A 22,989-nucleotide genomic window follows, 5' to 3' on the forward strand; every position below is an offset into this window, starting at 1 on the left:
ACCAGCAGATGAGAGTGATGATGCGCCATGAAATTCGGCTTGCTGTACGGGGCCCAGCTGCCCCGCCCCTGGACCCAGGACTCCGAACACCGCCTGTTCAAGGAGATGTTGGAGGAGATCGAGCTGGCCGACCGGCTGGGCTTCGACCATGTGTGGTGCCCTGAACACCACTTTCTGGAGGAGTACTCGCACATGTCCGCGCCGGAGGTGTTCCTCGGCGCGGTCAGCCAGCGCACCAGCCGCATCCGCATCGGCCACGCGGTCGCCCTGATGCCCCCGGGGTTCAATCCGACGGCACGGGTGGCCGAGCGGATCGCCACGTTGGATCTGCTCTCCGACGGGCGCGTGGACTTCGGCACGGGCGAGTCCACCACCCCCACCGAGCTGGGCGGCTTCGGCGTGGAGCGCTCCCTCAAACGGGACCAGTGGGCGGAGGCGGTGGACGCCGTCGCCCGTATGTTCGTCGAGGAGCCCTTCGCCGGGTGCGAGGGGAAGTACGTGTCCGCTCCGGTCCGCAATGTGCTGCCCAAACCTCGGCAGAAGCCACATCCGCCGATGTGGATGGCCTGCGGAAACCGGGACGCGATCCGCAGCGCGGCCACCAAGGGCCTCGGCGCGCTGAACTTCTCCTTCTTCGGACCGGCGGAGACCAAGAAGTGGGTCGACGCCTACTACTCGGGCATCGAGTCCGCGGACTGCGTGCCCGCCGGGTTCGCGGTCAATGCCCACATCGCCGCGACCATTCCGATGTTCTGCCACGAGGATGAGACCACGGCGGTGGAACGCGCAGTCGACGGCGTCCAGTTCTTCAACTTCGGCCTCGGCTTCTACGCGGGCTTCGGCACCGCGGCACCGGGCCGCACCCGGCTGTGGGAGGAGTTCCAGCGCGGCCGAGACAAGCACGGCATGGGCCGCTCCTCCTTCGGCAAGCCCGGTATGCCACTGGGCAATCCGGCCCGGGGCGCGGTGGGCACTCCGCGCCAGATACGCGACTTCCTGCGGCTGCACGAGGAGGCCGGACTGGACCAGGCGATCTTCCTCGTCCAGGGCGGCGGCACCCGGCACGAGCACATCTGCGCGTCGCTGGAGCTCTTCGCCAACGAGGTGATGCCCGAGTTCAAGGAGCGCGACGAGACCGCCGAACGGCTGAAGGCGGCCCGGCTCCGGCCCGCCATCGACGCCGCCATGGCCCGGCGCGAGCCGCCACGGACGGCCGACCCCGACTACATCATCCCCGCCCGGAGCCAGAGCTGACACCAGCGCCGACACGGCATTGGCATCGGCATCACCGAAGCAGAAGGAGAACGTGGTACCGCCATGGCTGACACCCCCGAAGAAGGACTTCGCATCCTCGACCCGCAGACCGTCGCCGAGGAGCTGCGCAAACACGGCCCGCCGCGGCAGATCACGATGAACGGCACCACGGCGTGGCTCGTCTCCCGCTACGAAGACGTCCGGGACTGTCTCGGACACCCCGGCATGAGCCCGGCCGCCGCCTACGCCGCCTCCCAGGGCCAGACCACTCCGGTCAGCGGGCTGTTCGAGGACACGCTGCCCGGCACCAATCCGCCCCAGCACACCCGGCTGCGCAGGCTGCTCGCCAAGGCGTTCACGACACGCAGGGTGGAGAGCCTGCGGCCGCGGGTGCAGGAGATCACCGACACACTGCTGGACCGGATCGCCGTCGACGGCCGGGCCGATCTCGTCACCGCGCTGGCCATTCCGCTGCCCATGCAGGTGATCTGTGAACTCCTCGGAGTGCCCATCGCCGACCGCACCGAATTCCACCAGTGGGCCGATCTGATGCTCATGCCCCCGCTGGACCCGGACACCGCCGCGCGCTCCCAGGACGCCTCCGCCAAGCTGTGGGCGTATATGGAGGATCTCGCCGAGGCCCGGCGGAAGGCCCCCGAGGACGACCTGATCAGCGATCTGATGTCCGCACACGAGGACGACCGGCTCAGCCACCGCGAGGTGGTCGCCACCGCCCGGATGATGCTGATCGCCGGGTACGAGCTGACCGGCAGCTTCATCAGCAACGCGGTCTTCTCGCTGCTGTCCCGGCCGGACCAGCTGGAGCTGCTGCGCAAGGACCCCGAGCTGGCCGGGCGCGGCCTGGAGGAGCTGCTCCGGCACGCCGGGCCGGGCATCCTCGTCGTACGTTTCGCCAACGAGGACGTGGAGATCGGCTCCGTACCCATCCGCGCCGGCGACCAGGTGCTCCTGGACATGGACGCCGCACACTCCGACCCGGCGCACTTCACCGACGGCGAGCGGCTGGATCTGACGAGGGACTCCGCCGTGCATCTTCAGTTCGGCCATGGCATCCATTACTGCATCGGTGCGCCACTGGCCAGGGCGGAGGGGCAGATCGCCCTGGAGAGCCTGGTCCGGCGGTTCCCCGGCCTTCGGCTGGGCGTTCCCGCCTCCGAGATCGGCCACAGCAAGAACCCGTTCATCCGCTCGCTGACCACGCTCCCCGTCGAGTTCGAGGCTCAGCAGCCCGCGGGCGCTGGGTGATCGCGGGACGGCGTCGGATCGGCCAGGCCGGTGACCCGCATGGTGATGTTCAGCCGTCCGGACTTCAGTCCGGTGGCCGGGTCGCCGGTTCCCGGAAGGATCTTGGGGACGGCGTGGTACGCGTAGCGGGAGGGGCCGCCGAAGACGAACAGATCGCCGGAGGCGAGTTCGAGGTCGGTGTACGGCTTGGTCCGGGTCTCGGTGTTGCCGAAGCGGAAAACGCAGCTGTCGCCGATGGTGAGCGAGACCACCGGGGCGGATGACCGCTCGTCCTTGTCCTGGTGCATGCCGAGTTTCGCCTGGGCGTCGTAGAAGTTGATGAGTGCGGTGTCGGGGGCGTAACCCTCACCGGCCGTCTCGTCGTCGTATGCGTCGACCAGGGCACGACGGCCCAACTCGACCATCCAGTCCGGGAATTCGGCGACCCGGGCGCCGTTCACATCGTCGGCGTCGCGGGTGTACGCATAGGGCTGCCAGTGCCAGCCGATGCATACCGTCCGCACCGACATGACGCCCCCGCGCGGCAGCTTGGTGTGCCGGATCGGGACCGGGCCGGTGGCCCAGCCCCGGCAGGCGATGACCAGCTCCCGCTGCTGCTCGAGGCTGAGCCAGCCCGGCACATGAACGGCGCCGGGGGCCACCTCGAGACGTGGGCGGGGGATCAGGGCGTTCATACGGGGATTCTCCGCGGACGAGGACTGGCGAGAGACATCAGGTGGCGTCGTGGAAGACCAGCCCCAGCGCGTGGCGCCGCCCGGACCGCACCGTGCTGACCCCGTGCCGCATGACCCCGGCCGACCAGCCGCGCTTGGTGGCCACAGGGCGGTCACGGGTGGTGAAGATCAGGCCGTGGCCCTGCCTGAGGACGGTCGTGGTGCCCCGGGACTGGGCCCGGGGCCGCTGCTCGACCAGCAGGAACTCCCCGCCCGTGTAGTCCGTGCCGTACGCGTCCAGCCCGATCACCACCTGGAGCGGGAAGAGCATGTCGCCGAACACATCCCGGTGCAGGGCGTTCCAGTCGCCGGGTCCGTAGCGCAGCAGGATCTGCGCGGAGCGGCCCTGTCCGGCCTCATGGCACATGGCCAGCCACTTCTCGAGGCTGTCCGGCCAGGGCGCCGGGCGGCCGAGCCGCTCCGCCCAGTCACGGGCGATGGTCAGCAGCCGCGGATAGAGCGCGGCGCGCAGCTCGGCGACCGGTTCGGGCAGGTCATGGGTGAAGTAGCGGTACTGGCCGGAGCCGAAGCGGTGGCGGGCCATGTCGATCGTGCTCCGGAACTGCTCGTCCCGCTCATAGAGCCCGGCGACGCGGGCGCACTGCGCGGGGGTCAGCAGCCGTGGTGTGAGCGCGCACCCGTAGGTGTCCAGCTCCTCGGCCAGCTGTGTCCAGTCGGCCGCGGCCACGCGCTGGTGGAGGCGTGCGGCGTCGGTCGTGGTGCTCATCGGTGTGCTCCGGGTTCTCCGGGATCCGGGAAGGGTGCGGTAACAGCCCCGGCGGTGGGTACGGGGCCCGGCGGTGGTGCGAGGCCCGCGCTCAGGCCGTCTGCACGGCGCCTTCGTGGACGAGGAGCCGCTCCTTGCGCTCCAGCCCGCCCGCATAACCGGTCAGTGCGCCAGTGGCGCCGATGACACGGTGGCAGGGCCGGACGACCAGCAGCGGATTGCGGCCGATCGCGGTGCCCACGGAGCGGACCGCGGTGCGCGGGGCGCCGATCTGGCGGGCGATGTCGCCGTAGCTGACCGTGGTGCCGTACGGGATGGACTCCAGCGCCTTCCAGACCCTGCGCTGGAACTCCGTACCGCCCTCGACGCACTCGATGTCGAAACGGGTGAGCTCGCCGTCGAAGTAGGAGCGCAGCTGGGAGACGATCTCGGTGAACGCGTCGGCGTCCTCGCTCCAGCCGTCCTGGACGACGGCTCCGCCCTTCTGTCCGGGCACGGACAGGGAAACGAGTGCGGTACCGCCCGTCGCGGTGGCGGACATCTCGCCCACCAGCAGCAGTTCGCCGAGCGGGCTGTCGATCGTCGTGTGGACCGTCATGGCTGTGGTCCCTCTCTTCTTCTCGCCGTTCTGTCTTGCGCTGCTCCCAGCATGCGTCTTTCGGACACGGAAAGCTGGCGGGATTCGGACATGGCGTTTCGGGTGCCCGGCGCCCCATGTCCGGCGACTGATGCCCGAATCCGGCGCCCCGCGCAGTCGCGTCAGCGGATGCCGACGCGCCCGTTCGAGAAGTGGCCGAGCGCCTGGTTGACGTCGCCGAGGGGCTCGCGGAGGGCGTAGATGGCGAAACCCAGTCGCGTTCGGCCCTTCCAGGTGCGGCGCATGCGCATGCGGGCCTCGGGCTGGTCCAGGCCGCTGACTCCGGGGGTGGTGGCGGACACGCCGGGGATGAGGTCGACCCGGACCGAGCTGAGGCCCTGGCCCGTGATCCGCACCTGGGCGATCGCGGACCAGGGGAGGACGACGGGGTCGGGGGCGGCGTCGATGGTGCAGCGCAGGCCGTCGGGGGAGAGGTGCATCGCCACGGGGGATACGTCCTTCACCGCCCAGGTCCGCTTCAGGCGCCGTAGGGCGGTGAACCGGCGCCTGGCGTCGTAGAGGAAGAACACCGCCGGCCAGGCGAACACCAGCACCCAGAGCTGGGAGGTGCTGGGACCGAGGGTGACGAGGAGGAGGACCATGGCCGCGACGATGACGGCGGCACCTCCCACCCCGGCCCACGCGGCCACCGGCAGGGTGCGCAGCAGGGAGGCCCGCACGCGGGACACCGCCTCGGGGTCGGACGTCACGACGTACTCCTGGCGGCCCTGTCCCTCGTACATGATCACAGTCTCGATCACCGGGGTGGGGAAAGCCAAGCCCTTCCCCGTCGGTCGTCCGCCGGGATTGTCAACTCCTCTCCCTCTACGGGGAGTTGCCGGGACCTGCGGGGGCTGCCGTGTTCAGCGGCCGTCCAGGGGTGTCTCGGCCCAGATGACCTTGCCGTGCGCGGTGTAGCGGGTGCCCCAGCGCTGGGCGAACTGGGCGACGAGGAAAAGTCCGCGCCCGCCCTCGTCGGTGGTCGCGGCGCGGCGCATATGGGGTGCGGTGCTGCTGCCGTCGGAGACCTCGCAGATCAGGCTGCGGTCGCGCAGCAGTCGTATGCGCATGGGAGGGGCGCCGTACCGCAGGGCGTTGGTGATCAATTCGCTGATGATCAGCTCGGCGGTGCATACGCTGTCCTCCAGGCCCCACGCCCGTAGCCGGCGGGCACAGGCGGCGCGCAGCGGGGCGACCGCCGCCGGGTCGGACGGCACCTCCCACTCGGCCACGTTCCCCGGGGCGAGCAGGCGGGTGCGGGCCACCAGCAGGGCGACATCGTCGCTCGGGCGCGGTGGAAGGACGCTCTGGAACAGGCTCCGGCAGGTCTCGTCCGGGTCGAGGTCCGGCTCGTCCGTGAGGACGCGGCCCAGCAGGTCCAGGCCGGTGCCGGCGGTTCGGTCGTGGCCTTCGAGGAGACCGTTGGTGTAGAGCACCAGGCGGCTTGCGGCGGGCAGTGAGAGGCCGACCGCCTCGAAGGGCTCCCCGCCCAGGCCCAGGGGCGGGGAGACCGGCACCGCGGGGATGTCCACGGTGCCGTCGGGGTGGGCCAGGACGAGGCCCGGATCACCGGCTCGGGCCACGGTGCAATGGCCCGACACCGAGTCGTGGATCGCGTACAGGCAGCAGGCGCCCGTGATGCGGGTGCCGTGCGGGTCGGCGTCATGCTCCAGGTCGAGACGGGCGACCAGCTCGTCCATATGGGAGAGAAGCTCATCCGGGGGCACGTCCCGGGCCGAGAAGTTCTGCACCGCGGTGCGCAGCCGGCCCATCGTGGCCGCGGCGTGCAGACCCTGCCCGGCCACCTTCCCGACGACCAGTGCGACCCGGGCGCCGGGGAGGGGGATCACATCGAACCAGCTTCCGCCCGTCCCGCCCGGCGCGGGCAGATAGCGGGCCGCCACCTGTACGGCATCCTGATCGGGCAGACCGCCGGGAAGGAGGGTGCGCTGGAGGGCGGTGACCATGGCGTGTTCGCGGGCGTAGCGGCGGGCGTTGTCGACACATACGGCGGTGCGCACGGCGAGCTCCCCGGCGACCGCCAGATCCGTTTCGTCGAACGGCGCACGGTGCCGGGCCCGCCAGAAGGTGGCCAGCCCCAGAGTGACACCGCGGAACCGCAGCGGGACGGTGATCAGCGAGTGGATCCCGTGGTCGAGGAGGCGCCGGGCCTCCCCGGCCGGCCACTCGCCGGTACCCGCCGGATCGGCTTGGAGGAGGACGGGGGCTCCGGTCGGATCGGCCTGGAGGAGAACGGCGGCTCCGGTCCGTACGGCCCGGCTCTGCGGTGTGGAGGGGGCGTAGACGACCCGCTCTCCCACGCGGAAGAGGGGGGCTTCGGCGGGTGCCCCGCCGACGGCGGTCCGGTGCGGTGCCAGGGGTTCGTACGGCGGCTCGGGCTCCTCGCCGCGCAGTACGGGGTCCAGGAACTCGACGGCGACGATGTCGGCGAACCGGGGGACGGCCACGTCCACCAGCTTCTCGGCGATACCCGTCAGTTCCAGGGTGGAACTGATCCGCACACCGGCGTCGGACAGCAGCTTCAGCCGCTCGCTCGTCTCCACCGCCCGGTCGGAGAGCACCCGCAGCGCGGTGGTGTCCCGCAGCGTCACCACGCTTCCGGCGGGGGCGCCCGCACGGCCCGTGGACCGCAGGTTGACCGACAGTAGCCGCTCCCCGCAGGGATGCACCTCGTCCGTGACGCACCGTCCCGACGTCAGCAGCTCCGTCAGGTGGGGTTCGAGGCCGAGCGCGCCGACGTGGCGCCCCTCCGCGTCCGGAACCAGCCGGAGCAGCTCCCGGGCCTCGTCGTTGACGAGCAGCAGGCGCTTGTCCGCCGTCAGGACCAGCACCCCTTCGCGGACCGAGTGCAACACCGCGTCATGGTGTTCGTACATCCGCGTCATCTGCGCGGTGCCCAGGCCATGGGTCTGTCGCCGCACCCGCCTGTTCAGCAGCGCCGCCCCGCCCGTGGCCAGGGCCAGCGCCCCGGCGGCGCTGCCGAGCAGCATCGGCAGCCGGCGGTTCACCGTGCTGTGCACGCTCTGGATCTTGACCCCGACCGACACTCCGCCGAGGAAGGTGCCATCGGCCCCGGTGACGGGGACCGCCGAGACGACGGACGGGCCCTGGCTGGCCCGGAAGGTCTGCGAGATCGCCTTTCCGCGCAGTTCCTCCCGGACCAGCCCGGCGGGCCCGACGATCCGCTTGCCGATCAAGGGCCGGTCGGGGTGGGTGAGGCGGATGCCACGAGTGTCGAAGACGACGACGCTGTCGACGCCGGAGCCCTTCCGTGCCGCCTCCGCATGCGACTCCAGTGCCGATGCCGATTCGTCGCCGCTCATGGCCCTGGCCGTGCCGGGAGCATGCGCGAAGGTCTCGGCGACCGCGAGCGATCGCCGACGGGCGTCGACCGTGCCGTGAACCCGGGCATCCGCGGCGACGGCCGCCACCGCGGCGGCCACCAGAACCAGGATCAGCAGAAGCTGCAGGATGAACGCCTGCCCGGCGACGCTGCGCAGATGCGGCAGGGGCCCCAGCCGCCTCCGGGCCGGACGAGCATGTCTGCTCATATCGGCATTTATAACATCCTCGTCGTCGTAGTCGGCGGGGAGTCCGCGGCATCGCTTGATCGATCAGTGTTTCTGATCAAGGGTGGTCCGCGATGGCGCGGGGAGGTGGGTTACGCGTCCGCCCGGCCACGGGCACAATGAGGCGGCTGGACCAACTACCGCCCCTTTCAAGGAGGTTCGGGTGAGAACAGCACGCCGTACCAGAAGACGTGGCCGGTTCCGGTTGATCGCCGCGATGTCCGGTCTGTTCGTCACGGCGACTCTGGCGACAGTCGGCACGAGTGCGGCCGCTTCCTCCGCGTCCACCGCCACGTCCTCCGCGTCCATCGCACCGTCCCCGTCCCCGTCCCCGTCAACGTCCCCGTCCCCGTCCGCGTCAACGTCCGTGTCCGGTGCCGCCTCGGCCGTGGCGTCCCTGGATGTCCCGGGCACCGCCTGGACCGTGGACGAGCGCACCGGAACGCTGCGTGTCCTCGTCGGCTCCACGGTCCGGGGTGCCGACCTGGCCAGGATCGACCGCACGGCCGAGCGCTTCGGCGGCGCCGTCACCGTCGAGCGGGTCGACGGCCCGCTGCGGACCCTCCTCTCCGGCGGCGACGGGATCTACTCCTCCACGGGGGTCCGCTGCTCCGCCGGGGTCAATGTGCAGAGCGGCGCCACGTACTACTTCGTCACCGCCGGCCACTGCGCCGATGGCAACGCCACCTGGTACACCGGCTCCGGTACGACCACCCCGGTCGGCCCGACGACCGGGACCAGCTTCCCGGGCAACGACTACGGCGTCGTCCGGTACACCAACACGGCCGTTCCGCACCCCGGGACCGTGGGGACCGTCGACATCACCGGGACCGCCACCGCCCACGTCGGCCAGCAGGTCTGCCGCCGGGGCGCCACGACCGGTGTCCGGTGCGGTGTGGTCACCGCGCTCAACGCGACCGTCAACTACGGCGGCGGTGACATCGTCTACGGCCTGATCCAGACCAATATCTGCGCCGAACCGGGCGACAGCGGTGGTCCGCTCTACGCGGGTGACAAGATCATCGGCATTCTCTCGGGCGGCTCCGGGGACTGCGTATCCGGAGGCACCACCTACTACCAGCCGATCCAGGAGGTGCTGAGCGCCTACGGCCTCACCGTCTACTGACACCGCCCGGCGGTGGTGGGTGGCCGTGCGCCGCACCTCACAGGCCGTGGCGGCGGTCGCCCAACACCGCTTCGCAGACCCGCGATTCCACCTCCGCGGAGAACGCCACCTCGCCGTGGACCCGGGCCGCGGCGACCGCCTGTCGGGTCTCCTCGGCGATCAGATCCGCGTTGATATGGGCGGCCGCGGTCGCGCCCGCCGCCGCGGCGGCACCCACCTGGGCGGACAGATCGGTGACATTGCCCGCGACCCACACCCCGGGCACATCGGTGCGGCCGGTCGCGTCGGACGGGATGTGCTCACCGGCGCCACTCGGATGTTCCACCGGCCGCAGCCCGAGCGCCGCCAGGAAGCCGGTGTGCGCCACCATCCGGGGCGCGACGACCAGTGCCTCGCGCTCGACCACGTCGCCATCGCGCAGGCGCACCCCGACGAGGCGGTCCTCGACGATCTCCACGGACACCACCTCGCCGTTCACCACGCGGATGCCACGGGCGGCCAGCTGCTCCGCCTCCTCGCCGGTCGGCATCGGCAAGGTGTGGGCGAAGAAGGTGACATCCTCGCTCCACTGCCGGAAGAGCATCGCCTGGTGCACCGACAGCGGCCCGCTCCCCAGTACGCCGATGGCCTGGTCGCGGACCTCCCAGCCGTGGCAGTACGGACAGTGCACCACCTCCCGGCCCCACCGGGACCGCAGCCCGGGGACGTCCGGCAGCTCGTCGACCAGCCCGGTGGCCAGCAGCAGCCGGAGCGCGCGGACGCTCCGGCCGTCGGTCAGGGTCACCTGGAACCCGGACTCCTCCCGGGCCACGGCGCCCACCTCGCCGGACACCACCTGACCGCCGTAGCCGCGGACCTCGGTCCGGCCCCGCTCCACCAGCTCAGCCGGGGGGATCCCGTCCCGGGCCAGCAGTCCGTGCACCCCCGAGGCCGGGGCGTTGCGCGGGGAGCCCGCGTCGATCACCACCACCGAGCGCCGCGCCCGAGCCAGCATCAACGCCCCGCTCAGCCCCGCGGCGCCACCGCCGATCACCACCACGTCGTAGGCGTTCTTCAGCTCGTCGGTCACCTTGACCACCTCCACGGCCCACCATGCGAGCCTGCCTGGTGGCGAGGCAAACCCTCTTGCCGGGATGGCAAACGGCAGCCGGTGGCGCAGACCTGTCGGCTCCGGTCGGCTCCGGTCGGTTCAGGCGGCGGATGCGGTGCCGCGTCGGCGGGCGATCTCGCCCATGACGATGTCGACGGCCAGGAAGGCGGCGAGCGGGATGCCGAGAAGGGGCAGGCAGTAGCCGATCACGGCGATGGCCGCGGCCAGGGGGAGGAGGACATACACCGGCACCCGCCGCCACGCGCCGCGCGGGATCGGGCGGCCGAACGCGGAGGCGCGGCCGCGCTGCCACCACATGCGGTAGCCCCAGACGATCAGGAGGATCAGCGCGAGCGCGAGAGCGGCCAGGGCGATCTGGTTGACGATGCCGAAGAGGTTTCCGGTGTGGAGGTCGATGCCCCAGCGGGTGAGCTTGGCGAGCACCGGGTAGTCGGCGAACCGCTGGACGTCGGTCACCTCACCCGTGGCCGGGTCGATGGCCACCGAGTCCTGCTTCTCGGGCCAGCTGCGCTGGATCTGGCTGACGACATACGCACTGCCCGGCTCGGCGGGCGGGACGATCTCGACGGGGTTGTCCAGATCCTCGGCGCGGGCGGCCCGCAGGACGGAGTCCAGGCCCGCATCGGCAGTGTGCCCGGCCTTCTCGCCCGTACCGCCCATGTCCATCCCCGGCATCGAGCCGGAGCCCATGTGGTGTCCGGCGTGTTCGCCGCCGCCGACGGTGGCCGACACGGTCGGGGTGGTCTGGCCGATGGCGGTGCGCAGGTCCTCCACGTTGGCCCCCGCGTAGGTGGACCAGGTCAGACCGGTGGCGGACAGGAACAGCAGCCCCAGCGCCACCCACAGCCCGACCGCGCCGTGGAAGGACATGGTGCGCTTGCGGCCGGTGGCGGCGCGGTCGGGCAGGGCGACCGCCCGTAGCGTGCGCTTCTTGCGGCGACGGCTGAGCCAGAGCACCACACCGCCGAGCGCGATGACCCACAGCCAGCTGGCCGCGAGTTCGCTGTAGAGACGGCCGGTCTGCCCGAGGTGCAGATCGCGGTGGAATTCGTCGATCCAGGTGCGCAGCGGAAGGGCTCCGGTGGAGCCGTACTGCTCCAGCGCCCCGCGCACCTTCCCGGTGTACGGGTCGACGAAGACGGCCAGCGTGTGGTCGGGATCGACGCCCTTGACGCCGGAGAGCAGCACCCGGGTGGTGGCGCCGTCCTCGGGGGAGGGGCGTATGGCGCTGATCTCACCCTCCGGGTGGGCCTTGCGCGCGGCTGCCACCTGCTGGGAGATGGGCAGTTCGCGGTCGCCTGCGGGAACGCTCAGCTCATGTCCGTAGACCAGCTTCTCGGCCTGGAACGATCCGGCGTACAGCAGTCCGGTCACGGCCGCGACCAGCAGGAACGGCGCGACCAGAACGCCCGCGTAGAAGTGCAGCCGCAGCACCAGCGGCCGCAGGGCGACCCGGACGGACCCACTCGGCCCGGCGTCGCCGGGTCCGGTGGGGGAGCGTTGCTTCTTGTCGGTGGCATCGTCCGGGGAGTCGCCCGTGGCCGGGGCGAGGGGTTCAGCGGACATGGACGACTCCTGGTTCGGGGGCAACGGCGGGAGGCGGACGCATTGCTGGCGGTGCCGGTTGAGTCGTCGGATGAACACGTAACTGAGTTCCGAGCATCTTCTGTGAGCTGGCTCACAGGGGTCGGGCGGGGGCGATTCACGGGCCACGCTTGTCATCCGCGTGATGAAGATTGAGCCACCGTCACGCTCACCGGCCACGGCTGGCACCATGGCTGCCATGTCCGCCGGGCCACCCTTCCGCCTCGCACGAGCCGCCGTGTTCGCGGCGGTGTGCGTCGTGGTGACGGCGCTCGGACACACGCTGATGTCCGGTGACACCTTGCCGGTGTGGGCCGTGGCCGCCGCGTTCGCCGGGACGACGGCGGCCGCGTGGTGGGTCACCGGGCGCGAGCGCGGAGCGCTGGTCGTGACCGGTGCGACGGTGGTCGCGCAACTCGGCCTGCACATGGCGTTCCGGTTCGCGGAGGCGACAGCCGCTCCCGTGGAGGGAAGTGCCACGGGCGCCGGGGCGCCGGGGATGCGGGACATGGGTGCCGCCCCGATGAACGGCGGCGCCATGGGTCATATGCACCACGGCGCGGACGCGATGTCCACCGCCACGCCGTCCATGGGCCATCTGCCGTGGCCCTGGGCGGGTCCGGGCGGGCCGGGCATGGCCACGGCCCACCTTGTCGCCGCGCTGATCTGCGGGCTGTGGCTGTGGCGCGGTGAGCGGGCCGTCTTCCGGCTCGGCCGCGCGCTCGCGGCCCTGCTGTTCGTCCCGCTCGTTCTCGCCCTGCGCATCCTGGGCGCGGGCGCCACTCCGCTGCCCACATGGCCGTCCGCACCGGCCATCGCCCGCCGGTTGCGCGGAGTTCTGCTACGGCACGTCATTCTCCGCAGAGGGCCACCGGCGCGGTTCGCCGTCTGCTGAACCGCCCGTCCTTCCCCTGCCCCTGCCAGGGGTCCCGCCCCGATGTGGGGTCCCGACCCGATCTGGGGCACCGCCCCGATCCGGGGTGAGCGCCGGTGACGGGCGGAGTACCGGCGCCTGCCCGGCGTCGGCCCCATCCGTCGGCACCGCCCGCCTCTCGCCGCCCGGCCGCGCCCAAGCGCGCCGGTGGCGCATGCCGGTGTGCCGTTCACCGCCTTCCGAAGGACGTTTGACGATGCCTTCCCCCATGCTGTCCGCCGCACCGAGAAGGGCCGTGCAGCCCGTCGCCGCGCACGGGCACGGCTTCGCCGCCACGGCGAACGACCGGCAGGTCACCGAATGGGCCCTGGCCGCCCGCGACGGCGACCGTGACGCGGTCGACCACTTCATCCGCGCCACCTACCGCGATGTGCGCCGCTTCGTACTCCATCTCAGCGCCGACCCCCACGGCTGTGAGGATCTCGCCCAGGAAACGTATCTACGGGCGCTGACCGGACTGTCGCGCTTCGCGGGCCGCTCGTCTGGCCGGACATGGCTGCTGTCGATCGCCCGCCGCGTGGTCGTCGACCGCTACCGCATGGCCGCCGCCCGTCCCCGCACCCTGGACGCGGACGACTGGCAGGAGGTGGCCGAACGGGCGCAGCCCGTGGGGCTCCCCGGGTTCGACGAGGGGGTGGCGCTGATGGATCTGCTGGCGGCGCTCGCCCCGGCGCGCCGTGAGATGTTCCTCCTCACCAAGGTGCTCGGCCTGCCGTACGCGGACGCCGCCACCGCCACCGGCTGCCCCATCGGCACCGTACGTTCCCGTGTGGCGCGCGCCCGCGAGGACATCAACGCACTGCTGGCCGCGGCGGAAAAGGCCGCGGAACCGGTGCGGTTGGCGGGCTGAGCCCAAGCGATGACGCGGGGCGCGGCGGGTGGCAGGCCTCAGTGGCCGCCCGCCGCGCCCCGTACGTCACCGCCTGTCCGGCTGGTGACGTTACGGGACGCGAGTCCTGCGGGGCGCGAGTCCTACGGGACGATTCCTGCAGACGGGAGCCCTACAGGACGCGGACCAGCCGGGCGCACCGGCGGCAGGCGCGGGCCGAGGGAGCCACGACCGCGTGTGATACGGCGGCGAAGGCCCCGGCCAGCGCGACCAGCGGCCAGTCCGTGGCCAGGAGGGACGCGACGGTGAGCGTGAGCGTGGCGACCCCCATGGCCACGCCCGCCGTGGTACCGGCCCAGGCGATCGCCAGGGGCAGCCGGGGCGGTGTGGGCAGTCGACGGGCCAGGGTGCCGGTGACGGCCAGTGCCGCCGCGGCGAGCAGCGCGATGGCGCCGACGACCGTGGCCAGCTGGGTGGCGAGCAACTGGGCGGCGCGTGGCATCAGACCGTCCTGGCCGGATGCGGTGCTCGAGGTCAGATACCAGCAAGCGGTGAGGAAGGGGGCAGTGAGGGCGACGGCCCAGGCGGTGTGCCGCGCCTGTGCGATGGTCAGCTCCCGCTGACAGCCGGGCGCGACTTCCTCCGGCGTCCCGAACTCCCGGACCGCGTCGTCCGCCGCCCGGGTGGATGTGCTTCCGCCGTGGATGTGCGCCGCCACCGTCTCCGTAAGGCCGTCGCGTATCTCCTCGATCATCCGCGCCTTGGCCCGCGCCGGACCGTGCAGGACGGCCGTCAGGTCGGCGATGTACTTCTCGACGGGATCGGCTTCGACGGGACCGGTCTGCCGGCCGTGGGCGCTCATATGGCGGACCGGGGCTCTGCCCCCGGGTTCAGCACGGAGCCGATCGCGACGGTGAACTCCCGCCATGCGGTGCGCTCCTCGGCCAGACTTCTCCGTCCCGCGTCGGTGAGCCGGTAGCTGCGCCGTCGTCGTTCGCCGACCGACTCCCAGCTGCTGGTCAGCAGCCCCAGCCGCTCCAGCTTGTTCAACGCCGGGTAGATGGTGCCCGTGCGCAGGTCGAGTACGCCTCCGCTGCGCTGCTGAACCGCGGTGATGATCGCGTACCCGTGCAGTGGCCCCTGTTCGAGAACGGCCATCAGCAGCCCGTCCAGGTGTCCTCGCACTCTGTCTGCCCTCATAGATAGGCAGCCTACCTATAGAAGGTGTAGGCGTGCTATGTATTGGCAGCCAACATATAACTCATCGGGTCGGAAGGCTTGCCATGACCAAGCTGTTGCTGTCCATACATGTCCTCGCGGGGATCCTGGCGATCGGGCCGATCGCGGTGGCCGCCTCGCTCTTCCCGGGCTATGCGCGCCAGTCCGCATCGGCCCACTCCGCCCACTCCGCCCACTCTGCCGACTCTGCCCAGCCCGCCCAGTCCGCCCAGTCCGCGTCGGCGCGGTCCGAAGGCCCCGACCCTCAACGCGCCACCGCGGTCGCCGCGCTCCTGCACCGGATCTGCCGTGGTTACGCCCTCGCGGGTATCGCCGTACCGCTCTTCGGCCTGGCCACAGCCGCCCAACTCGATGTGCTCACCGACGTCTGGCTCATCGCGTCGACCGTGCTGACCACGGTCGCCGCGCTCGTCCTCGCGCTGGCCATCATCCCGGCCCAGCGGGGCCTGCTCACCGCGCCCGAGGACACGGCCACGAAGGGGAATTCCGCGGTGGCGGCTCGGCTGGCCATGCTCACCGGGGTCTTCAACCTCCTCTGGGCCATCGTCGTCGTGCTGATGATCGTCCGGCCGGGCTCGACCACCGGAGCGTGACGTCCGTCCTCGCCCGACGCCACGCCCCGGATGGCCGGGCGGCTAGCGCACGGCGTCCGCGATCAGCTTCAGCGCCAACTGCTGCAGCTCCGGGCCCGCCTTCTCCGGGCTGCCGGTGTCGAAGGGCGGGTCGGGGTCGTACTCCACGGCGAGCTGCATGGCCTGGGCGGTGCGCTCGTCGGAGAGACGGGCGGCGAGATGCAGCCCCATGTCGATACCGGCGGACACCCCGGCCCCGGTGAGGATCTTCCCGGCTTCGACGAACCGCCCCGGCGTGTAAATGGCACCCGCGTCCGCCAGATACGGGCGCGAAGCCCAGTACGTGGTGGCGGGCACACCGCGCAGCAGCCCGGCGGCGCCCAGGATCAGCGATCCCGTGCATACCGAGGTCGTCCAGGTGGATCCGCGGTGGATACGGCGGATCCAGTCCAGGACTACGGTGTTGGCCATGGTCGCAGTGGTGCCGCGCTCGACACCTCCGGGTACCAGCAGCACATCGGCCCGCGCCACGCTGTCCAGGGAGCGCTCGGCCACCAGCCCCAGCTCCCCGGTGTCGGTACGGACTCGCCCGGCCCGCTCGGCCACCATGGTCACCGTCACCCCCGGCACCCGGCACAGCACCTCGTACGGCCCGACGGCGTCCAGCGCGGTGAACCCGTCGTACAGCAGCACCGCCACCCGCACCGAGCCTTCGGCTCCCCCTTCGGCTCCCTCCCTTGCCCGGGTCCCCTCGACACCCTCGGCCCGCGCGGGCGCCACCGCGCCGAACGACGTCGCCAGCCCTGCGCCCAATCCGCCTGCCGCTGCCGTCTGGAGCAGCTTGCGACGGCTTCGGTCCACACCTGCCATCAATGACTCCCCGAATCGATGGATGAGCCGACGAGTGCCGGCGAACCAGGTAGTCGTTCCGGAGGACGGCCGAGTTCCCGGAAGGTGCGAGCCGGGGTCCGGGTCCTGTGCGGGGATCCGGGCCCCGGGCGGAGGCATCGATCGGCCGGACGGATCTACGGCATCGTCAGCGACAGCAGTTCGGACGGCTTGTGCAGGATCACATCGGGCTCCGCCGCGAGCAGGGTCTTCGCATCGGTCTCACCCCACATCGCGGCCACCGCGGTGATTCCGGCCCCCCGCGCGCTGGCCAGGTCGGTCACCGCGTCCCCGACCATCACGGTCCGGTCGGGGTCCGCGCCCATGATGTCCATCGCCTTCAGCACGATGTCCGGCGCGGGCTTGGGCCGGGCCACCTCGTCGGAGCCGAGGATCACGTCGAACTGCCCATCGATGCCGAGGGTGTTGAGCAGCGAGCGCGCCCGCGGGCCGCTCTTCCCGGTGGCCACGGCGAGCCGCAGGCCGCGGTGGCGCAGCTCCGACAGCAGCTCGGGCACACCGTCGAAGATCTCCACCAGGTGGGCGAGCCGGTAGCTCTCGCGGACGAACGGGCCCTCCATCTCCAGTGGCAGACCCATGATCCGCATGATGTCGGGGAAGTAGCGGCCCAGATGGCGGTTGTACTCCTCGAAGGGCGGCTCACCGTCGCCGACGACCTCGGCGTAGGCGAGCGTGAACGCCTCGCGCATCACCGCGAAGCTGTTGACGAGGACACCGTCGAGGTCGAAGACCACCGAGGTGACCGGTGGGATACCCGCCCCGGAGGGCGGGCCGCCGTGGCTGATCGGATGGCTGGTCATTGAGCACTCCCGTAGTGCGGGCACGGCCGGTACGGCGGACCGCCGGTCCGGATCTCGGATGCGGTCCGGAGAAACGCGGACCGGAAACGCGGACCGGAAATACGGACCGGAAATACGGACCGGAAATGCGGTCCGGAGAACGCGGACCGAAAGACGCGGCCCGTGTAAGGAGATGGCGAGGGCGGAGCCGAGGAGGCGGTGAGGGGGCGACCGGTACCGGCGCGGTTCACACCGGTGCCGACTCCCGGGCCTCCCGGACCTCCCGGGGTATCCGGGCGGAGGCGTAGACCCGTTCGATGGCGCCGATGGTCCGGCGGACCTCCTCGATCACCCGCCCCCGCCCCGCCGGATCGCGCAGCTGCGCGGGAAGCATGTCGAGCTGCCGGTCGTACTCGGTGCCGATCGGTTCGGTGGGTACGGCCACCGGGCGGGTCGTACCGTCGACGGTGCGGGTCAGGGTGGACCTCTCGAGGCGGTTCGGGCTGAACCCGAAGGTGCAGCGCAGGGTCGCGCTGCCGCCGCTGCCGTCGATCGTGACCCGGGTGGTGTCCAGCTCCTCGTGCGAGGCCCAGCTCGCGTGCAGCACCACGGAACGGCCGTCCTCGGTGATGAGGAACCCGCGTGCGGTGTCCTCGACATCGGTGGCGCCCTCGGTGGCGCCGGGGAGCGCCGGGCCGCCGTCGTCGCCGCGCCACGCGGCCCTGGAGGACCGCTGGGTGATGAAGTCGGAGGACACGGTGCCGATGGCATGCCGGAACGCGGCGGTGCCCAGCAGCGGAACGGCGATGTCGAACAGATGCCAGCCCAGGTCCACCAGCGCCCCGCCGCCCGCGAGCGACCGCTGGGTGAACCAGCCGCCCCGGTCGGGTACGCCACGCGCCCGCACCCAGGCGAGTTCGACATGGCGGATACGGCCCAGCCGGGCGGCGATCCGGTACAGCCCGCTCACATCGGCGCGGTAGCGCGCCGCGCTTCCGGCCAGCAGCACCGCACCGCCGGAGCGCTCCGCGGCGGCCAGCCGCTCGGCCTCCTCCGAGGTCAGGCACACCGGCTTCTCCAGGAACACCGGAATTCCCTTGATCAGCAGCTCGCCGGCGACCGCGCAGTGCAGATGGTTGGGCACCGCGACCACCGCCAGATCCACCTCGGCGGGATCGAGGTCATGGACCGCCGCCAGCAGCGGTATCCGGTCCGCGCCCGCCGCCTCGGCCTCCGCCACGGCCGCGCGGCAGCGCTCGTCGGGGTCCACCGCGGCGGTCACGGTGAAGGCGGGGTTGTGGCGCAGCCGGGGCAGCCAGATCGAGCGGGCCGCCCACCCCAGACCCACCACGGCGGTCCGGATCGGCCGCTCGCCGATGTGCGGGGTGCTCATGCGTCCGCGAGCACGTCGGCGACGACGGCGGCCACTTCGTGCATCTGCGCCTCGCTGCCCAGCAGCACCCGGTGGTGCAGCCATACGCAGTCGCGGGTGAGCGCCTCGGAGTGCGGGCAGCGGCGGGCGAGTTCGTCCACCGTCAGATCCGGAGCCGCCGCCTCCCAGAAGGCGTCCGTACGGTAGACCGCGCGGAAGGCGACGAACGCGGGCACCCCGCGCTCGACGAGCACGTCGACGACCCTGGCGCGGCGCTCCTCGGTGATGCCCGGCACCCGGAACATCGCCATATAGTGCGGGTTGCGGTCGCCGCGGTCGTCGCGCGACTGCGGTACGACACCGGGGATCTCGGCGAGCAGCCGGCCCAGCACCGGCCAGCGCTGCTCACGCGTGGTGATCTGGTCCTCCAGACGGGCGAGTTGGGCGCGCAGCACCGACGCGGAGAACTCGTTCAGCCGGAAGTTGGAGCCCGAGGTGCGGTGGAAGTAGCCGCGGTCGGTGCGCGGACGTCCACAGCTGTGCCGGACGAAGCCCTGCTCGTACATCTCGGCGTCGGGGAAGAGCACGGCGCCACCCTCGCCGGCGGTCATCAGCTTGCCGTTCTGGAAGCTGAACGCCGCGACCGAGCCCAGCTCGCCGACCCTCTTGCCGCGCCATCGCGCACCGTGGGCGTGGGCCGCGTCCTGGATCAGCGGCACCCCCGAGTCGGCGGACAGCTTGTCCAGCGCGTCCATGTCGCACATCTGACCCGCCATGTGCACCGGCATGATCGCACGGGTCCTCGGGCCGATGGCCGCCTCGACCGCCGACGGATCGATGCAGTACGTGTCCGGGTCCACGTCCACGGGAATGGCCACCGCGCCCAGCCGCTGCGCGGCCTGCGAGGAGGAGATGAAGGTGAACGCGGGAACGATCACCTCGGAGCCGGCGCCGACGCCGAGCACCTCGAGGGCGAGCTCCAGCGCATGCGTCCCGTTGGTGACCGCCAGGGCGTGCTCGCTGCCATGGGCCGCGGCGAACTCCGCCTCGAAGGCATCGACCTCACCGCCCCCGATGCGCCACCATTGCCCCTGCTCCAGGGCCCGGATCAGGGCCTCGCGCTCCTCGTCGCCGTAACTCGGCCATGCGGGCAGCTCGGATCCCAGTCGCACATCATTGCTCATGATTTCCCTACTCCCTTAATGCGTTATGGAGGCAGGTCCGCGGCGGACGCATTAGCACGCTAACCGGACGGCGGGCGAAACGTCATTCCCCCTCAAGGCCCCCCTATAGCCCCCTTAAAAACGCGGTTGGTCAAACTCACACGCCGAGGCCAAGGGGGCCGTGCTATAAATGGCACTTCCGTGATGAGCCGCTGTAATTCAGCCGATCCCACATGGTGAGGTGCGCAGTGAGCAGGCTGTTGTTGGTGAACGGACCGAATCTCGGCATCCTCGGGAAGCGCCAGCCCGAGATCTATGGCACGGATACGCTGCAGGACATCGAGCGCTGGGTCGGAGAAGAGGTCGCGGAGCGCGGCTGGAAAGTGGATTCCTACCAGTTCGACGGTGAAGCGGAGATCATCCAAACCATTCAGGGGAACTACGACACGGTCGGCGCCATCATCAATCCGGCCGCCCTCATGATGGCCGGATGGGGCCTGAGGGACGCACTGGCCAACTATCCGCGGCCCTGGATAGAAGTGCATCTGTCGAATGTCTGGGCCCGTGAGCAGTTCCGCCATGAGTCGGTGACCGGACCGCTGGCCGCGGGCGTGATCTTCGGGCTCGGCGCCGTGGGCTATCGGCTCGCCGCACGCGCCCTGCTGGAAAAGGTGCCGGACTGAGCGCCCGCCACGCCGTCACCCCACACCGCGAAGGCTGACGAGCCGGGAGACGACCATCAGTCATCTGGGAATCGACGTGGGCGGCACCAAAGTGGCGCTGCGCCTCGAACACGACGACCTGAGCATCCGTGAATCCTCCTTCCGCTGGGCCGAGCCGGACGGTACGGACGCCATCACGTCCGGCGGCGCCACTCGCGACCTGGAACTGCTGGCGCGGCACATCAGGGAGCTGTGCGCGGGCCACCCCGAGCGGCTCACCGGCGTCGGGGTCGCGCTGCCCGCCACCCTCGACGCCACCGGCGCGGTCACCGCCTGGCCCGGCCGCCCCGGCTGGGCCGGAGTGGATCTGCGGGGCGCGCTGTCGGCGCTCTTCGGCGCGGCCGAGGTGCGCTGCGCCGACGACGGCGATCTGGCCGCCCTCGCCGAAGCACACGAGGCGGGCTGCCCCGATCTGCTCTACCTCGGCGTCGGAACCGGGATCGGCGGTGGCATCGTGCTGAACGGAAAGCCCGTCCCCGGGGTCGGCCGCGGCTCCTGCGAGGTCGGCCACCTGGTCGTGGACCGCGACGGCCCGCTGTGCGACTGCGGACGGCGCGGCTGCGTCCAGGCGGCGGCCTCGGGTCCGGCGACCCTGCGCCGGGCGGCGCGGCGGCGGGGCGAGGAGGTGGCCTTCACCGCGCTGCGCGAGGCTGTGCGGGATGGAAAGCAGTGGGCCGTGGCGGCGCTGCGGGAGAGTGGCCGGGCGCTGGCCGCGGCCGTGACCGGTGTGTGCGAGCTGGTCCATCCCTCGCTCGTGCTGGTCGGCGGAGGGTTCGCCGCGGCGATGCCGGAGCTCGTGGCGATGGTGGCCGAGCGGACGGCGGCGCTGGAGCGGCCGGGGCATCCGCTGCCACCGGTCCGGCCTGCGACACTGGGTGGGCTGTCGTCACTGCACGGCGCCGTCCTGCTGGCCAGGGGACTGCCGGACTGATCCGGCCGCCCCTTGACCCTCACATCGTGTCAGGCGCTGAACCCGGAGCCACCATGAGGTGGTCAGGAGGCCTGTGATCGGCTCCTTCTGCGGGGGTGGCCCGCCCCGGGCGGTTCGGTGCGCGGGTCCACCCCCAGCTGCTTCAGCTGTTCGAAATCGGCCGTGTCCATCTTCTCCAGGATCTCCAACTGCCGGGCCAGGGCATCGGTTTGGCCCTCGACATCGTCATGCCGTCGGAGCGCGGCCGCCGTGGTGATGTGGAAGCGGGCCAGGGCCACCTTCAGACTGCGGCTCTCCAGGATCATCCGGTAGCGGGTCTCCTCCGCCAGCGCGTCCTGCACCGATCGGACCGGCCGGGCGAAGAACAGCGTGACGATCTGCCCCACCCCGAGCGCACCGAGCACGGCGGGGCTCTGCCACCCGATACGGTCCGGGAGGAAGACGCCGACGAGCGACAGCAGAAGTGCGCCGGCCAGCAGACATGTGCCCAGCCCCAGCAGGAACTTGCTGGCGAAGCCCACCGTGTGCTGCGCTCGTCGGAGCCGTTCGGCGGTCTGGATGCGATAGTCCCGCATCCTGGCGTCCTCGTAGGACAGGATGCCCTGCTTGTCCTGGATGTACGAGGAGTAGCCCACGAACTCCGCGTCCCCGCCACGGGAGAGCCGCCGGTCGTCGTCCGGCCGCGAGCCCAGGAAACGGGCCAGCTCCGCGAGACCGATCATCACCTCGGTGTGCAGCACACGCTGGCAGAAGTCCAGGGCCGTCAGATGGCGCTCCAGGGTCCTGCTGGCGGTGAGCGCGTCCGAGACGACGAGCTGCCGCACGTCGTAGCGGGAGCGGATACCGGTCAGCAGCAGCTGGACCTTGATGTCGGTGAGGACACCGACCACCACGACATGTGTGGTCTCCTGCCGTCCGTCGCCCAGCAGACCGTCCAGCAGCGTCGTCAGTGGCGCCGGTTCGCCGAGGTCGGGGCGTCCGCCGGAGCTGTGCTGGAAGTCGAAGAGCGTGTTGGACCGCACATGGTGGACACGGAGTTTCCCGCCCCAGCCGTCCTCGGCCTCCGCGGGCGCGCGCAGATCCGGGGCCAGCATGTCCGTGAGCCCGTCGACGTACGCCGCCCCCCAGGTGCCGGCCTCGCAATGCGCCCCGTACTGCCTGCGCTCCAGGTCGTACGCCTCTCCCGGGACATGCCAGTCACGGATGTTGATCAGATGCAGGACCCCGTCGCCGTGTCCGCGCATCCGGGAGCCGACGGTGGCGTCGAGGAAGCGGGCCAGTGGCGAACGGCGCAGCTCCGCCTCGGACAGCACCCGGCGGTGGCCCTCCGTGCGGAGGGACGCACCGCTCTCGCTGTCCAGCAGCAGCTTGGAGACCGCGCTGTCCGGCAGGGACAACTGGCAGTCCAGGTTGAGGAAGAAGTCGTTCTGCAGACACTGTGTGATGAGTATGTACTGCGACGGTGCCGTCGGCTCCATCGCCACCCCCCGTGGATCTGAGTGTGTCTTCTCGGTGCGCCGCGCCGCGGGCC

Annotated in this window: 22 protein-coding genes; 8 read left to right on the forward strand and 14 right to left on the reverse strand. The window is 71.4% G+C overall.

Translation table 11 applies throughout. The annotated features are described in order from the left end of the window. Window positions 1-27: 27 nt before the first annotated feature. Both J2Z30_RS07005 and J2Z30_RS07010 read left to right on the forward strand, forming a co-directional pair. Window positions 28-1,254: an LLM class flavin-dependent oxidoreductase gene (locus J2Z30_RS07005; RefSeq protein WP_044579708.1), complete on the forward strand. Its 1,227-nt coding sequence runs from the start codon at window positions 28-30 to the stop codon at window positions 1,252-1,254. 63 nt (window positions 1,255-1,317) lie between these two features. Then, window positions 1,318-2,520 (forward strand): cytochrome P450, encoded by a 1,203-nt coding sequence (locus J2Z30_RS07010; RefSeq protein ID WP_044579710.1) that lies wholly within the window; start codon window positions 1,318-1,320, stop codon window positions 2,518-2,520. On the opposite strand, the gene J2Z30_RS07015 is transcribed toward J2Z30_RS07010, so the two are convergent. The 5 genes from J2Z30_RS07015 to J2Z30_RS07035 form a co-directional block, all read right to left on the reverse strand. Continuing rightward, window positions 2,496-3,194, reverse strand: coding sequence for an alpha-ketoglutarate-dependent dioxygenase AlkB family protein (locus tag J2Z30_RS07015; protein ID WP_044579711.1), 699 nt, complete (start codon window positions 3,192-3,194; stop codon window positions 2,496-2,498). The two genes, J2Z30_RS07010 and J2Z30_RS07015, sit on opposite strands and share 25 nt — an antisense overlap. Window positions 3,195-3,231: 37 nt before the next feature. After that, window positions 3,232-3,960 (reverse strand): 2OG-Fe(II) oxygenase, encoded by a 729-nt coding sequence (locus J2Z30_RS07020; RefSeq protein WP_044579713.1) that lies wholly within the window; start codon window positions 3,958-3,960, stop codon window positions 3,232-3,234. A 91-nt stretch (window positions 3,961-4,051) separates the two neighbouring features. Beyond that, a complete protein-coding gene (locus J2Z30_RS07025; protein ID WP_044579714.1) occupies window positions 4,052-4,558 on the reverse strand; it encodes a methylated-DNA--[protein]-cysteine S-methyltransferase in 507 nt (168 codons plus the stop codon). Between the two features lie 161 nt (window positions 4,559-4,719). Then, on the reverse strand, window positions 4,720-5,340 hold the full coding sequence (locus tag J2Z30_RS07030; RefSeq protein ID WP_209468593.1) for a hypothetical protein: 621 nt from the start codon (window positions 5,338-5,340) through the stop codon (window positions 4,720-4,722). A gap of 120 nt (window positions 5,341-5,460) precedes the next feature. Then, complete coding sequence (locus J2Z30_RS07035; RefSeq protein ID WP_044579716.1) at window positions 5,461-8,169, reverse strand: SpoIIE family protein phosphatase; 2,709 nt, start codon at window positions 8,167-8,169, stop codon at window positions 5,461-5,463. 181 nt (window positions 8,170-8,350) lie between these two features. On the opposite strand from J2Z30_RS07035, the gene J2Z30_RS07040 reads away from it, so the two are divergent. Then, a complete protein-coding gene (locus J2Z30_RS07040) occupies window positions 8,351-9,313 on the forward strand; it encodes a S1 family peptidase (protein ID WP_044579717.1) in 963 nt (320 codons plus the stop codon). 37 nt (window positions 9,314-9,350) lie between these two features. On the opposite strand, the gene J2Z30_RS07045 is transcribed toward J2Z30_RS07040, so the two are convergent. Next, window positions 9,351-10,382, reverse strand: a complete 1,032-nt coding sequence (locus J2Z30_RS07045) for an NAD(P)/FAD-dependent oxidoreductase (RefSeq protein WP_209468594.1) — start codon at window positions 10,380-10,382, stop codon at window positions 9,351-9,353. A gap of 120 nt (window positions 10,383-10,502) precedes the next feature. Further along, the gene (locus J2Z30_RS07050) at window positions 10,503-11,990 is read right to left on the reverse strand and encodes a PepSY-associated TM helix domain-containing protein (protein WP_044579721.1); all 1,488 of its coding nucleotides are present in this window, start codon (window positions 11,988-11,990) and stop codon (window positions 10,503-10,505) included. Window positions 11,991-12,207: 217 nt separating this feature from the next. Here J2Z30_RS07050 and J2Z30_RS07055 point away from each other — a divergent pair, with 217 nt between their 5' ends. Both J2Z30_RS07055 and J2Z30_RS07060 read left to right on the forward strand, forming a co-directional pair. Beyond that, window positions 12,208-12,903 (forward strand): hypothetical protein, encoded by a 696-nt coding sequence (locus tag J2Z30_RS07055; RefSeq protein ID WP_044582395.1) that lies wholly within the window; start codon window positions 12,208-12,210, stop codon window positions 12,901-12,903. Between the two features lie 235 nt (window positions 12,904-13,138). After that, window positions 13,139-13,792, forward strand: coding sequence for a sigma-70 family RNA polymerase sigma factor (locus J2Z30_RS07060; RefSeq protein ID WP_052701802.1), 654 nt, complete (start codon window positions 13,139-13,141; stop codon window positions 13,790-13,792). 151 nt (window positions 13,793-13,943) lie between these two features. Here the strand turns inward: J2Z30_RS07060 and J2Z30_RS07065 are convergent, their stop codons facing one another. Both J2Z30_RS07065 and J2Z30_RS07070 read right to left on the reverse strand, forming a co-directional pair. Continuing rightward, entirely contained in the window at window positions 13,944-14,633 is a 690-nt protein-coding gene (locus J2Z30_RS07065) for a permease prefix domain 1-containing protein (protein WP_044579724.1), read from the reverse strand. Then, on the reverse strand, window positions 14,630-14,971 hold the full coding sequence (locus J2Z30_RS07070; RefSeq protein ID WP_078957115.1) for a PadR family transcriptional regulator: 342 nt from the start codon (window positions 14,969-14,971) through the stop codon (window positions 14,630-14,632). Before J2Z30_RS07070 ends, J2Z30_RS07065 begins: the two co-directional genes overlap by 4 nt. A gap of 83 nt (window positions 14,972-15,054) precedes the next feature. On the opposite strand from J2Z30_RS07070, the gene J2Z30_RS07075 reads away from it, so the two are divergent. Further along, window positions 15,055-15,603 (forward strand): hypothetical protein, encoded by a 549-nt coding sequence (locus J2Z30_RS07075; protein WP_044579725.1) that lies wholly within the window; start codon window positions 15,055-15,057, stop codon window positions 15,601-15,603. Between the two features lie 42 nt (window positions 15,604-15,645). Here the strand turns inward: J2Z30_RS07075 and J2Z30_RS07080 are convergent, their stop codons facing one another. The 4 genes from J2Z30_RS07080 to J2Z30_RS07095 form a co-directional block, all read right to left on the reverse strand. Next, a complete protein-coding gene (locus J2Z30_RS07080) occupies window positions 15,646-16,452 on the reverse strand; it encodes a DJ-1/PfpI family protein (RefSeq protein WP_044579727.1) in 807 nt (268 codons plus the stop codon). Between the two features lie 155 nt (window positions 16,453-16,607). Continuing rightward, on the reverse strand, window positions 16,608-17,291 hold the full coding sequence (locus J2Z30_RS07085; RefSeq protein WP_209468596.1) for an HAD-IA family hydrolase: 684 nt from the start codon (window positions 17,289-17,291) through the stop codon (window positions 16,608-16,610). Window positions 17,292-17,517: 226 nt separating this feature from the next. After that, entirely contained in the window at window positions 17,518-18,663 is a 1,146-nt protein-coding gene (locus J2Z30_RS07090; RefSeq protein WP_044579729.1) for a Gfo/Idh/MocA family protein, read from the reverse strand. Next, entirely contained in the window at window positions 18,660-19,826 is a 1,167-nt protein-coding gene (locus J2Z30_RS07095; RefSeq protein WP_044579731.1) for a DegT/DnrJ/EryC1/StrS family aminotransferase, read from the reverse strand. The genes J2Z30_RS07090 and J2Z30_RS07095 overlap by 4 nt, the downstream gene beginning before the upstream one ends. Before the next feature lie 227 nt (window positions 19,827-20,053). Here J2Z30_RS07095 and J2Z30_RS07100 point away from each other — a divergent pair, with 227 nt between their 5' ends. Together J2Z30_RS07100 and J2Z30_RS07105 are read left to right on the forward strand one after the other, a co-directional pair. Next, entirely contained in the window at window positions 20,054-20,488 is a 435-nt protein-coding gene (locus J2Z30_RS07100) for a type II 3-dehydroquinate dehydratase (RefSeq protein ID WP_037956014.1), read from the forward strand. A gap of 76 nt (window positions 20,489-20,564) precedes the next feature. Then, complete coding sequence (locus J2Z30_RS07105) at window positions 20,565-21,458, forward strand: ROK family protein (RefSeq protein ID WP_308279814.1); 894 nt, start codon at window positions 20,565-20,567, stop codon at window positions 21,456-21,458. Between the two features lie 62 nt (window positions 21,459-21,520). Here J2Z30_RS07105 and J2Z30_RS07110 read toward each other — a convergent pair whose 3' ends face one another. Further along, the gene (locus J2Z30_RS07110) at window positions 21,521-22,936 is read right to left on the reverse strand and encodes a hypothetical protein (protein ID WP_044579736.1); all 1,416 of its coding nucleotides are present in this window, start codon (window positions 22,934-22,936) and stop codon (window positions 21,521-21,523) included. Between the last annotated feature and the right edge of the window lie 53 nt (window positions 22,937-22,989).

Origin of the sequence: Streptomyces iranensis (assembly GCF_017874715.1) — a bacterium.
Taxonomy (GTDB): domain Bacteria; phylum Actinomycetota; class Actinomycetes; order Streptomycetales; family Streptomycetaceae; genus Streptomyces; species Streptomyces iranensis.